This window comes from Novosphingobium clariflavum (assembly GCF_026420865.1).
Taxonomy (GTDB): domain Bacteria; phylum Pseudomonadota; class Alphaproteobacteria; order Sphingomonadales; family Sphingomonadaceae; genus Novosphingobium; species Novosphingobium clariflavum.
This window is the reverse complement of record NZ_JAPCWC010000003.1, coordinates 393,894-406,778: the sequence shown is the minus strand read 5'-3', so window position 1 is coordinate 406,778 and position 12,885 is coordinate 393,894. Positions and strand designations below refer to the sequence as shown.

The following is a 12,885-nucleotide window of genomic DNA, read 5'->3' as shown; positions in this document are numbered from 1 at the left end:
GCACCCACTCGTTTCAGATTAGGCACCGGAAGATAAACACCAGGTCCGGGCCTGCAAGGAATTCGGGTGCTTTGATGTCCTGCTTCAAACCGGCGATAGGCCGGCTCTTCTCGTCGCTGGAAACGCGCCTGGTCGGCGCGCTCGCACTCATCGTCGTGGCCACCGTGCTGCTACAGGTAGTCACCCAGCGCGAGGCCTTCGGACTGCGACACGATGGTGACGCGCTTGTCCACGCCTCGGCGATTGCCGAAAACGCTGACCAGTTTGCCGAAGCGGTCGGCAAGCTGCGCATGGCCACCAACCGCGGCCTTGCCGCCAACGACGACACCGGAAACGAACTGACAGATGCCGCCATCGCCATCGGCGACCGGCTCGGCAAGCTGCGCAACAGCGGCATGGCACTCTACGATCTGCCGGAAGCGGCCGATCCATTTGCCGATCTCGATCGCCATGTCGCCGCAATCATGCAGGTCCAATCGGGCACCAAAAATGGGCGCGCGCTCGTCGCCCGCATCGAATCGCGCAACGACGCGATGGCCACACTGGCCGAACGTATCGTCGAGCGTGCCCACGCCGACCGCGAGGCTGCGCAGCAGCGCCTCGTCTCATCGACCGCACGCTGGCAATTGCTGGTGCTCTGCGCCGGCCTGGTGACGATCCTGATCGTTTCGCTGGTGCTGCTCGACATGCTCCGCAACATCCTTCCCGCGATCCGGCGTATGCACCGATCCCTGCAAGCCCTTGCGGACGGCGACCTCGACATCGCCATCGGTTCGTTCCGCCTCAAGGAATTGCAGGACCTTTCCGGCCCCCTGGAAACCTTCCGGCGCAATGCCAAGGCCGTGAAGAACCTTGCCTTCAGCGACCCCGCAACCGGCCTGCCGAATCGCCGCGCCTTCCAGGAAGACGTCGCCTGGCTGTTCAGTGCCGCGCCGCACCGCCGTTTCGCCTGCATGGTCGTCGATATCGACCGCTTCAAGCATATCAACGACGACTACGGCCACGCCGCGGGTGACGATCTGGTTCGCCTGATCGGCGCGCGCCTCAAGGCAGCCCTGGGCGAGACCGGAATCGTTGCGCGCGTCGGCGGCGACGAGTTTGCCATCTGCATCGAGCCGGAGGACGATGAAACCGCCTATTCGCTCGCCGCGCGCCTCACCGGCGCCATGCGCACACCCTTCAGTCTCGGCGAATATTCGGTGGCAATCACGGTTTCGATTGGTGTTGCCGAAGCGGGAGGCGGCACCCCCACGGTCGATATCGACGAATTGCTGCGTCAGGCGGACATGGCGCTTTATGTCTCCAAGAAAAGCGGCCGCAACGCCGCCACCTGCTTCGCCCCGCAAATGGCCGAGGAACGCGCCGTCGACCGGGCGCTGGAAAAGGATCTCGAAAGCGCCTTCGAACAGGGCCAGTTGCGCATGGTCTACCAGCCGATCCACGCCGTAGCCGGTACGGCGGGCGGCGGCGAAGTGGAGGCACTGGTGCGCTGGCACCACCCGGATCTGGGCGAAGTGCCGCCCTCGACCTTCATTCCCGCCGCCGAACGCAGCGGACAGATGGTGCGCTTGGGCGAATGGATCATCCGGCGTGCGCTGGCCGACTTCGCCCACTGGCCTGGCATGACGATGAGCCTCAACCTCTCGCCGCTGCAACTCCAGCATGACGGTTTCAGTGCTTTCCTGCTCGATGCCTGCAGCCGCCATGGCATCGCCCCGCAGCGACTGTTCCTCGAAGTCACCGAATCGCTCTCGATCGAACGAAACACACGTGCGCTGCTAACGCTGAACCTCTTGCGCAACCTCGGCTTCCGCATCGCGCTCGACGATTTCGGGACCGGCTATTCGTCGCTTTCGATGGTCAAGAGCTTCAAGTTCGACCGCATGAAGCTGGATCGTAGCCTCGTCATGGATCTCGGCCAGGACCCGGCCTCGATGGCAGTGCTGGAAGCAGCCGTCACCATGGCCCGCCATGTCGGCGCCGAAGTGGTGGCTGAGGGGATCAGCGAGGAACACCTGATCGGCGCCACCCTCGACGCCGGCTGCACCCACCTCCAGGGCTACTACTACAGCAAACCGATCGAGGCGGATGACGTTCCCGCCTATTTCGCCCAGCCCGGTGACGAACATAGCGCGGTCGCCTGACCACGCCCCAAATCGAACAATCCCCCCGAACAAAAAAAGGGCCGAGACTTACGTCCCGGCCCTTTTTTCGTGTGCGGTTCAGCGCCGTCAGACGCGCATCGGCATCAGCACGTAGAGTGCCGGGCTCTTGTCGTCCTGGCGGATCAGCGTCGGCGCACCGGCATCGGCAAGGTGCAGTTCGACCGTATCGCCGTCGATCTGACCGAGGATGTCCTTGAGATAGTTGGCATTGAAGCCGATCTCGAAGCCATCGGCCGAATAGTCCGCGGGAACTTCTTCGGCAGCCGTGCCATTGTCGGGCGAGGTGACCGAAAGCGTCACGCGGTCCTGTTCCAGCGCCATCTTGACGGCGCGGGTCTTCTCGGTGGCGATGGTGGCCACGCGGTCCACGCCCTCGAAGAAGCTCTTGGGATCGATGCGCAGCAGCTTGTCGTTCCCGGTCGGGATCACGCGCGTATAATCGGGGAACGTGCCGTCGATCAGCTTGCTGGTCAGCACCACGCCATGCTCGCCGCCCAGCGTGAAGCGCACCTTGCTGGCCGAGAGATCCACCAGAACGTTGGTGTCCAGCGCTTCTTCCAGAAGCTTGCGCAGTTCGCCTACGCACTTACGCGGCACGATCACGTCGGGCATGCCCTGCGCGCCGTCGGGACGGGGCAGGGTGAAGCGGGCCAGACGGTGGCCGTCGGTGGCGGCGGCCTTCAGTTCCTCGTCGGTGACGTGGAGGAAAATGCCGTTGAGGTAGTAGCGCGTTTCCTCGGTCGAAATCGCGAACCGGGTGCGGTCGATCAGCTGGCCCAGCACGGCGGCGGGGATTTCGAAGCTGGTCGGCAGTTCGCCCTCGGCGATGACCGGGAAGTCGTCGCGCGGCAGCGTTGGCAGCTGGAAGCGGCTGCGACCGGCCTTGACGACCATCCGGTTGTCCGCCGCGTCGAGGCTGACCTGGCTGCCGTCAGGCAGCTTGCGCGCGATGTCGAACAGGAGGTGCGCCGAAACGGTGATGGCGCCGGCCTGCTCGACCGAAACCGCGCCGAGGGTTTCGACAACCTGCAAGTCGAGGTCAGTCGCCATGATGCGCAGGGAGCCGTTGCCCGATGCCTCGATCAGCACGTTCGACAGGATGGGAATGGTGTTGCGCCGCTCGACGACGGACTGCACGTGACTAAGGCAGCGCAGGAGCGTGGAACGTTCGATGGTGGCCTTCATGTCAGCCTCAGGTCCCCCTTAGGTCGGGCTTGGGACGCCCGGTTGACACGGACAATCCCGAATTTCAGGACGAATATCTCTAACGAACGTAAGGCTTGCGGCAAGCGAGTAATGGCCTGGAACCGGCGAATCTGGGGATAAATCGGGGGTTCTGCCCCGATTTGACGGGTTCCGGCACATCCCGTCGCACGATCCGGGCTCCAAGGCACCTTCCCCTTGCCCTCACCGCCGCCCCGGAGCATGCTGCACTGCACCCTCAATTCCCCCTAAATCGTGGGAGGCTAACGACTTGTCTTACGGTCTGCGCATTGAACGCAAGGATGAGAGCGGCGAAATCAAGCCGATAACCCTGCCCGAATGGAAACAGGCGATCCTCGGCATCGAGGGGGTCAGACTGGCCGAGGGCGACGCCAATGCCCTCAATCCGGTCACGCAGGAATGGGTGGTGATGCCCAACCGCGGCGGCGACGTGGAAGTATGGCGCGACGGCTATGACGGCTGGCTGCGCGCGCTCTGGTGGTCGCCCAACGGCACCGTCAGCTTCAGCGCGCCGGATCCGGAACCGGACGGACACTCGATCCTCGCCGTTGCGCGGGACATTGCCGGAAGGTTGGGCGCCAGGATCGTCGATGCCGACGGCGCCGTTCACGGCTAGGGGCTGAGACACTTCCCGAGACAGATCGATTGCGGCCGATCCGCATAACGGCCGTAAGGCGCGATTTCGCTGTAGCCATGCCGTGCGTAGAACGAGACTGCCCGCACGTTCACGCGCCGGGTGGAAAGCGACGCGGCACGGTAGCCATCGGCCAGCGCCGCCGCTTCGAGATGGGCGAGAATCACCCCGCCGCAGCGCTGCTCGGCATACATGCGCTTGATTTCGGCGACATCGCCTTCAAGCGGCCGATAGGCGCCGCAACCGATCACGGCGCCCTGCGCGTCCCGGGCGACTACGAACTGTGCACGGGGTAGAAGCACTTCTGCCGGATCGAACGACGACGTACCGCCGTCGCCGGTGAGGGTGACGAGCGCCCCGGAGAGGCGCTCCATCACGCAAATGGCATCGGGATCGCGCGGATCGCAGGGCTCCACCCTCACCATCCGCGCAATACCCGACATCATCTCAGATCATCACCATGCCGCCGTTGACGTGGATCGTCTGGCCGGTGACGTAGCCCGCTTCCTTAGAGGCGAGGAACACGGCGGCGGAGGCGATGTCCTCGCCCTCGCCCATGCGGCCCATCGGGATGCGGCCGTTGAGCGCGTCCTTCTGCGCATCGGGCAGAACGTCGGTCATCGCGGTGCGGATGAAGCCCGGCGCGATGCAGTTCACGGTGACGTTACGGCTGGCGAGTTCCTGCGCGAGGCTCTTCGACATGGCGGTGATGCCGCCCTTCGCCGCGCAGTAGTTCATCTGGCCAGGGTTGCCGGTGGTGCCGACGACCGAGGTGACGTTGATGATGCGGCCGAAGCGCGCCTTCATCATCGGCTTGGTCACGGCGCGCATCAGGCGGAAGGTCGATTCGAGGTTGATCTTGATGACCTGATCCCACTCCTCGTCCTTCATGCGCATGGCCAGGTTGTCGCGGGTAATGCCGGCGTTGTTGATCAGGATGTCGATCTTGCCCAGCGATTCGAGCGCGGCGGGAACCAGCTTTTCGACCTGATCGGCATCGCCGAGGTTGCAGGCGATGGCAACGTGGTCAACGTCCTGCAGGTGCTGCGGGGTGTGCTCGTCCAGCTCGTCGCGGAAGGCGCGCAGCTTGTCGGCATTCGAGCCCGAGATCGCGAGGCGCGCACCCTGCGCGGCCAGCGCGCGGGCGACAGCGGAACCGATGCCGCCCGAGGCGCCGGTGACGAGAGCGGTCATTCCGTTGAGGTTGAACATCTTTTCAAATCTCCGTGAATCGCCTGCCTGAACGGCAGCGACGGCCCGCTGGACGGGGCCTTTCTTCAAACCTTAGAGTGCTCCGGGTCAAGCCCGGCATGCCATCGCAGCGCGCGGATCAGAGGCCCTTCGCCAGTTCCTCGATCTCGGCCATGGTCACGGCGGAGATCACTTCCACCTCGCCGGCCGAACGCTTGATCATCGGGCCGAGCACCTTGCCGCCGAGTTCGACGAACGTCTCGACGCCCGCCTCGCGCATGGCGATCGCGCTTTCGCGCCAGCGGACGCGGCCGGTGACCTGCTCGACCAGCAGGCGCTGCACTTCGGCGGGATCGGTGACGACCGATGCGGTGACGTTGGCGAACAGCGGCACATGCAGGCTGCCCGGAGCGGTCTTGGCCAGGGCTTCGGCCATGGCATCCGCAGCGGGCTGCATCAGTGGGCAGTGGAACGGCGCCGACACCGGCAGCAGCACGCCGCGCTTGATGCCGAAGTCCTTCACCAGCGCGACGGCGCGCTCGATGGCTTCCTTGTGGCCGGAGATCACGACTTGCGTGGGGTCGTTGTCGTTTGCGACGGTGCAGACCTGGCCCTCAGCCGCAGCGGCGGCGAGTTCGCTGGCCTTTTCGATGTCCGCGCCCAGCAGCGCGGCCATGGCGCCGAGGCCGACCGGAACGGCCGCCTGCATCGACTGGCCGCGCAGCTTCAGCAGACGCGCGGTATCGGCAAGGCTGAAGGCGCCGGCAGCGCAAAGCGCGGTATATTCGCCCAGCGAGTGGCCGGCGACGAAGTCCGCCTTGTCGGCGAGCGAGATGCCGCCTTCCTTCTCCAGCACGCGCAGGACGGCGATGGCATTGGCCATGATCGCCGGCTGGGCGTTCTCGGTAAGGGTCAGTTCCTCTTCGGGGCCCTGCGTCATCACGCGGAAGAGATTCTGGCCGAGCGCCTCGTCCACTTCCTGGAAGACCTCACGCGCGACGGCGCTGGCTTCGGCGAGTTCGGCGCCCATGCCAACCTTCTGGCTGCCCTGTCCCGGAAAAACGAATGCACGCATCTTGGCGGCTCCTTCTGTCCGGCGGGCTTGCAACTGAGCCCTGCCGGTTTGTGAATCTCTATATGTGGCGCGGCGCGTTATTGACCTTGAGGCCGCTCGGCAAGCCCGAAGGGAACAATCCGGTTCATCGCGTCATGTCCGATATCGGCGCTGCCCAGGTAAGGGATCGAGTGATGCGCGCACCAGTGGCGGGCGATTTCCTCTGCCTCCGCGCCGAACGGCCGGTCATTCTCGGGTACGTCGCTGACCCGGCCGAGACGCAGGCCAGCCACGCCCCCAAGGTGCGCGGTGAGGTGGAAAAACAGTCGGTCCACGGCGTAGAGATACTCCGAAACTTCCTCCACCAGCACGACATGCTTGGCCAGTCCCGGCATCAGCGGGGTGCCGCAGAGCATCGCCAGCGTCATCAGGTTGAAAGCGACACGTGGGTGATCGTCGCCGGTGGGCTCCACGCCCGAGGCATCGCCGGTCAGCCAGCGCAGCGCGCGGCGCACCGCCTCGGCCCCGCCCTCGCGCCGGATATCGGCGAGCATTGGTCCGTGAACGGGTTTGCCGATCCGCGCGCGGTAGAGCCCGCCCAGCAGATAGCCTGCGTCGGAATAACCAAGGAAAGTCTTGGCCTGCGCGTCATGAGTGAACTTGCCGATAGCCGCTTCCGCAACCCGGCACGCACCATATCCGCCGCGCGCGAACCACACCGCGTCCACCGAGGGGTCGTTGGCGCATTCCACCAGCGCCGCTATCCGCTGCGCGTCGCTGCCGGCGAAATGGCCTTCCACTTCGAAGCACTGATCGTGGATCACCAGTTCCACATCCGGGAATTCGGCAGCCGCCAGAGCGACGACGGCCTCCGCATCCTCGCGGGTGATCGGGGTGGACGGTGCACAAACTGCGATACGGGTCATGGCTCCTTCCTATCGAGGTTGTCAGGACGAACAAGGCCGCATACCGAAGCGTCATGACTTCCGAGCATCACGACCTCAGCACCAACGACCTTTCTGGACATCCCTGGTTCTTCTGCGGCATCGGCGGATCGGGCATGTTGCCGCTCGCGCTGATCCTTCGCGGACACGGCGCGCACGTCGCGGGATCGGACCGCAGCCGCGATCAGGGCCGCACGCCCGAGAAGTTCGCCTGGCTGGAAAGCCTTGGCTTCGAACTGCACCCGCAAGACGGCAGCGGCATTTCCGGCGCGGTGCAGACGCTGGTCGCCTCGGCGGCGGTGGAAGACACGGTGCCGGAAGTGATGCGGGCGAAGGAGCTTGGCTGCCCGCGCATGAGCCGCGCGCAGCTTCTGGCGACATTGTTCAACGCCGCCCCCTTCGGGATTGCCATCGGCGGCACTTCGGGCAAGTCGACCGTGACCGGCATGACCGGCTGGATCATGACCCATGCGGGCCGCGATCCCACGATCATGAACGGCGCGGTGATGAAGAACTTCGCCACCCCCGACGCGCCTTTCGCCAGCGCCCGGGTGGGTCAAGGCAACGCCTTCGTGTCGGAAGTGGACGAAAGCGACGGCTCCATCGCGCTCTATCGCCCGAAAGTCGCGGTGCTGGGCAACGTCAGCCTCGACCACAAGAGCCTTGAGGAACTGCGCCAGCTCTTCGGCGATTTCCTTGGCCGCGCGGACACCTGCGCGATCAATCTCGACGATGCGGAGACCGCCGCCCTCGCCCCGCATGCCCAGGCGCTGGTGACCTTCGGCATTGCCTCGCCGGATGCGCAGATCGGTGCGAGCGATGTGGTCGAAGGGCCGACTTCGCTGACCGCTACCGTGCAAGACCGCCGCGACGGAACTTCCCATGCGCTGGCGCTGAAAGTGCCGGGGCGCCACAACCTCTACAACGCGCTCGCCGCAATCGCCGCGGCCAATGCCGCCGGGGTTTCGGTGGCCGAGGCAGTAGAGGCGCTGGGCAGCTTCGCGGGTCTTGCCCGCCGGTTCGACATCGTCGGCACCTCGCCCTCGGGCGTAACGGTGATCGACGATTTCGGCCACAATCCGGACAAGGTGTCAGCCACGCTCGCCACGCTCAAGGCTCACACCGGCCGCGTGATCGCGTTCTTCCAGCCGCACGGTTACGGCCCGCTCAAGCAGATGGGCCAAGAGCTGGCTGAGGTGCTGGCGACGAAACTCGGGCCCGACGACATGACGATCCTGTGCGATCCGGTCTATTTCGGCGGCACGGTTGACCGGTCCGAAGGCAGCGAGCGGATCGTGCGCCTGATCGAGGAGGACGGCGGGAAAGCCGAATACGTGCCCTCGCGCGCGGACTGTGCAGAGCGCATCGTCCAGATCGCCCGGCCAGCTGACCGTATCGTGGTGATGGGCGCGCGTGACGACACGCTGACGGCCTTCGCGAAAGACCTGCTTGAACGTCTGCCATGAACTGACCGCCAAGCTCCGCACAAGTCCCGATCCAGCCCGAACCCGCGGTTAGCAACCGCCGGGTTACCAATCGTGCCGCAACCAACGATCGGGAGCGGTCATGTCACTACCTGCGTCGAATTCTCCGGTCTGGGGGCGCCTGGCCAGTGGAGGGCTGTCGCGCATTCAGACGAGCCACCTTGGCACCCAGATGCTGATCAAGCGGCTGGAGCTCAGCAAGGATCCACCCGCCACAAAAGCCACCGAGATCTACAGCTATTTCCAGAAGTGGGAGCGTTCACTTGCAAATGAAGTCGCCCAGCTCGCTCGTCTGTGACGGGACCCCCGTCAACGGCCTGATGCCTGTCGATACCGTCGCCGACATGATCCGCGCCGGTGCCCGTCTCAGCCTCGCAGGCCGCAAGGCCGCGCTTGACGCGCTTCCGCATGGAGACTGGATCGGAGGAACGTCGCCCTACTTCATGACCGAATCCGGCGGCCGGGTGATTTCCGACAAGGAAGTCTTCGTCACCGATCTTGCCGCGATCGGCGATGTTTCCATCGGCACGTACAGCGCCCACGAACTCGCCTGTATCTCGGGTGAGGCCCCGGACCAGGGATTTGCCCTCGCGGTCATCCCTGCCGGATCGCATTGCCACACCGAATTCGCCCAGAACGCGGCCGCCTATCCGATGGCATTCATGCGCCCGACAATCGGCTGGATTGCCGGTTACGACCTTGCCGAGCCCGGCGCCCAGGCCTTCGTCTATGACGGCCGCGCAGGAAAGGCACTCAGCGACGCGGTGGCCGTCGCCCACGTGACCTTCACCGACGACACCGACGCCCTTCTCGAGATCGTCAACATCTTCGGTCCGGATGGCGGCGACGTCATCCATTTCGAGGAAGCCGGCTTTACGCCTGAGTGGTGCCAGGTGAACGGACAGCGCAAACGCTTTTGCGACTATGTCGTCGAACGCGGCCGCGAAGGTGGCGACCTGCCGCTGGTCGGTGACTTTGGCGGCGCGAAAGTGAACGCCTCGCTCAAGTCGATCGACACGGCAAAGGGGCTTGTCGAACTCTATGCCCCGGTGTTCCCCGGCGTCGATTACGCCTTCGCCGGTCCGGTCGGCGATTATGCCCAGGCCTTCCGCCGGGCCCTGGCCACCCGCGCCACGGACGATGCGCTATGGTCCTGCAACTGCATTCTCAATTTCCTGTTCGGGAAACTGGAGGGTGTCGCGATCGGCGGCGCCGCAGGGCCAGTGACCTTCGGTGAAATCGCCTACCAGTTGCTCAACCAGACGATGGTCCTCGTTCGCAAGGCCTGAGCACGTGGCGGCCCGCAGATCCTGCGGGTCGCCATGCTCCTGGAAGTCATTGCACGATTAGTGGACGTTCGCGCCGCGCAGCTTGCCGATGGCATGCACCAGCACCGCGATCACCGCGCCCAGCACCAGGCCCACAACGGCCGAAGCAAGCGCGTAGCCGATCCAGCCCAGCACCGCACCCAGCGGTCCGGCCAGCGCGGCCAGCCAATGCTCGAAACCGTGCGCCAGATGCGCCGGAGCCGGCACGCCAAGTTCTTCCAACCCGTGCAGGATGATGCCGCCGCCGACCCACAGCATCGCCAGCGTCCCCACCGAGGCCAGCACCGTCAGCACCTTGGGCATGCCGTTCACCAGCATGCGCCCAAAGGCCTGCGTGCCCTTGCCCTGCTTCTTCGCGAGGTGCAGGCCGATGTCATCCATCTTCACGATCAGGGCCACCGCCCCGTAGACGCCGACGGTAATCAGGATACCGACCAGCGCCAGCGCCACGGCGCGGGTGAGCAGCGTCGAGTCGGCGACTTGCGCCAGCGCGATCGCCATGATCTCGGCAGAGAGGATCAGATCGGTGCGGATCGCGCCGGAAACGCGGGCCTGCTCGAAGACCGCAACATCGCTCACCGGGTCTTCCAGGGTTTCACCATGGTGGGCACCGCCGAACTTCTCGATGACCTTCTCGGCCCCTTCAAAGGCGAGGTAGCTGCCGCCCAGCATCAGGATCGGCGTGATCAACCAGGGCAGGAACGCACTCAGCAACAGCGCGATCGGCAACAGGATGACCAGCTTGTTGAACAGGCTGCCCTTGGTGATCTTCCAGATGATCGGCAGTTCGCGCTCGGGCGTGAAGTCGGTGACATAGCCGGGCGTCACCGCGGCATCGTCGATCACCACGCCGGCGGCCTTGCTCCCGGCCTTGGCGACCCCCATGCCGACATCGTCGAGCGAAGCGGCAGCGGCACGCGCGATCACCGCGACGTCATCAAGCAGGGCGACGAGGCCGGAAGGCATCGAAAATACTATCCTTTGATCGTTGGAACCAATTTCCCAAGCCATGCGGGGGAATTTTTCAGCGATCAAGCAAATCCCACAAAATCCTCATGAACAAAGGAACTTGGAGCGGTTCCCCGGCTGGATTTCCGGTCACTGCGGCCAGCCTTCAAATGCCTCCCCTTAATGCCCCGGCATGCCAACCGTTCTGAGCCCTGTCCGGAGGATGCCACGATCGCAACCCTCCAACTTCTTGAAACTGGGGAATTATCATGGCCGTCATCAACACCAACATCAGCGCCATCCGCGCTTCGAACGCCTCGATCGCAGCCAACAAGACGCTTGGCATCGCCATGGAGCGCCTTTCCACCGGCAAGCGCATCAACTCCGCCAAGGACGATGCCGCAGGCCTCGCCATCTCCACCTCGATGAGCTCGCAGATCCGCGGCATGAGCCAGGGCATCCGCAACGCCAACGACGGCATCTCGCTCGCCCAGACCGCCGACGGCGCTCTCGACGAAGTCTCCAACATGCTGCAGCGGGTCCGCGAACTGGCGATCCAGTCGGCGTCAGGCACCTATCAGAACGCCGACCGCGATGCGATGCAGCAGGAAGTCACCGCGCTGACCGACCAGATCGACGCCATCCTCACCAACACGACCTTCAACGGCAACTCGCTGTTCTCGACCACGTCGGGATCGGACGTCAGCTTCGACATCCAGACCGGTGCGAACTCGGGTGAAAAGGTTACGCTGACCTCGATCGCCATCGACGGCACCAACATCGATGCCACCGCGCTCGACGTGTCGACCAGCACCGCCGCCTCGACCACACTGGACAATGTCGACGACGCACTGGTCGAAGTGAATGCCTGCCGCGCCTCGCTCGGCGCTGGACAGAACCGGCTGGAATCGGCGGTGAACAACCTCACCAGCAATGTCACCAACCTGTCGGACGCCCGCTCACGGATCGAAGATGCCGACTACTCGTACGAAACGACGCAGATGGCGAAGGCACAGATCCTTTCGCAAGCATCGACGGCAATGATCGCCCAAGCCAATCAGGCCCAGCAGAACGTCCTGACCCTGCTGCGCTGAACCATCCCCAGCGAGGCCTCACGAGGTCCCGAAAGCACCCGGCGGGCGCCATGCCCGCCGGGTCAATTTCATGCCGGGCCGCTCAGAACTCGACGTCGAGTTCCTCGATATCCTCAGGTTCCTCAAGCGCCGCCGCGAGCCATTCCGCCATCGGCGCCCAGGCCGCGATGGCCTGGCAATAGGCCTGGATCTTCTCGTTCATCGGCACGGCATAGCTGAGAAAACGCCGGGTGACCGGCGCATACATGGCATCGGCCACCGTCGGCCGGGTGCCGAACAGGTAAGGTCCGCCATAGGTATCGAGGCATTCCGTCCAGATCGCCTCGATCCGCTCGATGTCCGGCCGCGCGCCCGAAAAGATCGGAAAGCTCTCATGCGTGACCTTGAGGTTCATCGGCAGCGCGGAGCGCAAGTTCGTGAAGCCGGAGTGGATTTCCCCCGCAACCGACCGGCAGTGCGCCCGCGCGATGGGATCGGCAGGTAACATTCCCGCATCAGGGAACTTTTCGTTGAGATATTCGGCAATGGCCAGCGTATCCCAGACACTGGCGCCGTCGTGATCGAGGCGCGGCACCAGCACCGAGGGCGACAGTAACAGCAGTTCCCGCCGGTTCGCCGCATCGTTGACGACGGCTTGTTCCTCGACGTCGAGCCCCGCCAGACGACACAGCAGCCAGCCCCGCAGCGACCAGGCCGAGTAAGTCTTGCTCGAAATCGTCAGCCTGGCTCCGCCCGGCTCCGACTTGTCTACCGCCGACTCGCTCACTGCCGTCTCCGCATTAAGTGTGCTTTTGCTTGCATCAGCTTATGATGCAGCGC

At 64.6% G+C, this 12,885-nt stretch carries 13 protein-coding genes; 6 read left to right on the top strand and 7 right to left on the bottom strand.

The window, feature by feature from the left end; genetic code table 11:
- The first annotated feature begins 74 nt into the window (after positions 1-74).
- The gene (locus OKA11_RS06205; protein WP_267219328.1) at positions 75-2,144 is read left to right on the top strand and encodes a putative bifunctional diguanylate cyclase/phosphodiesterase; all 2,070 of its coding nucleotides are present in this window, start codon (positions 75-77) and stop codon (positions 2,142-2,144) included.
- A gap of 87 nt (positions 2,145-2,231) precedes the next feature.
- Here the strand turns inward: OKA11_RS06205 and dnaN are convergent, their stop codons facing one another.
- Positions 2,232-3,350 carry a DNA polymerase III subunit beta gene (dnaN, locus tag OKA11_RS06200; protein ID WP_267219326.1) on the bottom strand — a complete coding sequence of 373 codons (1,119 nt, stop codon included), beginning with the start codon at positions 3,348-3,350 and terminating at the stop codon, positions 2,232-2,234.
- A gap of 289 nt (positions 3,351-3,639) precedes the next feature.
- Between dnaN and OKA11_RS06195 the strand changes: the two genes are divergently transcribed.
- Complete coding sequence (locus tag OKA11_RS06195; protein WP_267219325.1) at positions 3,640-4,005, top strand: hypothetical protein; 366 nt, start codon at positions 3,640-3,642, stop codon at positions 4,003-4,005.
- Here the strand turns inward: OKA11_RS06195 and OKA11_RS06190 are convergent.
- From OKA11_RS06190 to OKA11_RS06175, 4 genes are all read right to left on the bottom strand, one after another.
- Positions 4,002-4,469: a GNAT family N-acetyltransferase gene (locus OKA11_RS06190; protein WP_267219324.1), complete on the bottom strand. Its 468-nt coding sequence runs from the start codon at positions 4,467-4,469 to the stop codon at positions 4,002-4,004. The two genes, OKA11_RS06195 and OKA11_RS06190, sit on opposite strands and share 4 nt — an antisense overlap.
- Before the next feature lies 1 nt (position 4,470).
- Complete coding sequence (gene fabG / locus OKA11_RS06185; RefSeq protein WP_267219323.1) at positions 4,471-5,235, bottom strand: 3-oxoacyl-[acyl-carrier-protein] reductase; 765 nt, start codon at positions 5,233-5,235, stop codon at positions 4,471-4,473.
- A 118-nt stretch (positions 5,236-5,353) separates the two neighbouring features.
- A complete protein-coding gene (fabD, locus tag OKA11_RS06180; protein WP_267219322.1) occupies positions 5,354-6,289 on the bottom strand; it encodes an ACP S-malonyltransferase in 936 nt (311 codons plus the stop codon).
- 77 nt (positions 6,290-6,366) lie between these two features.
- On the bottom strand, positions 6,367-7,194 hold the full coding sequence (locus tag OKA11_RS06175; RefSeq protein WP_267219321.1) for an LD-carboxypeptidase: 828 nt from the start codon (positions 7,192-7,194) through the stop codon (positions 6,367-6,369).
- 53 nt (positions 7,195-7,247) lie between these two features.
- Here OKA11_RS06175 and OKA11_RS06170 point away from each other — a divergent pair, with 53 nt between their 5' ends.
- From OKA11_RS06170 to OKA11_RS06160, 3 genes are all read left to right on the top strand, one after another.
- Positions 7,248-8,678 (top strand): glutamate ligase domain-containing protein, encoded by a 1,431-nt coding sequence (locus OKA11_RS06170; RefSeq protein ID WP_267219320.1) that lies wholly within the window; start codon positions 7,248-7,250, stop codon positions 8,676-8,678.
- A 100-nt stretch (positions 8,679-8,778) separates the two neighbouring features.
- Positions 8,779-8,994, top strand: a complete 216-nt coding sequence (locus tag OKA11_RS06165) for a hypothetical protein (protein ID WP_267219319.1) — start codon at positions 8,779-8,781, stop codon at positions 8,992-8,994.
- A complete protein-coding gene (locus OKA11_RS06160; RefSeq protein WP_267219318.1) occupies positions 8,966-9,985 on the top strand; it encodes a DUF6976 family protein in 1,020 nt (339 codons plus the stop codon). The genes OKA11_RS06165 and OKA11_RS06160 overlap by 29 nt, the downstream gene beginning before the upstream one ends.
- A 57-nt stretch (positions 9,986-10,042) precedes the next feature.
- Here OKA11_RS06160 and OKA11_RS06155 read toward each other — a convergent pair whose 3' ends face one another.
- Positions 10,043-10,990, bottom strand: a complete 948-nt coding sequence (locus tag OKA11_RS06155) for a DUF808 domain-containing protein (protein WP_267219317.1) — start codon at positions 10,988-10,990, stop codon at positions 10,043-10,045.
- A gap of 251 nt (positions 10,991-11,241) precedes the next feature.
- Here OKA11_RS06155 and OKA11_RS06150 point away from each other — a divergent pair, with 251 nt between their 5' ends.
- Entirely contained in the window at positions 11,242-12,066 is an 825-nt protein-coding gene (locus OKA11_RS06150) for a flagellin N-terminal helical domain-containing protein (protein ID WP_267219316.1), read from the top strand.
- 82 nt (positions 12,067-12,148) lie between these two features.
- On the opposite strand, the gene OKA11_RS06145 is transcribed toward OKA11_RS06150, so the two are convergent.
- Positions 12,149-12,832 carry a glutathione S-transferase gene (locus OKA11_RS06145; protein WP_267219315.1) on the bottom strand — a complete coding sequence of 228 codons (684 nt, stop codon included), beginning with the start codon at positions 12,830-12,832 and terminating at the stop codon, positions 12,149-12,151.
- Positions 12,833-12,885 lie beyond the last annotated feature (53 nt).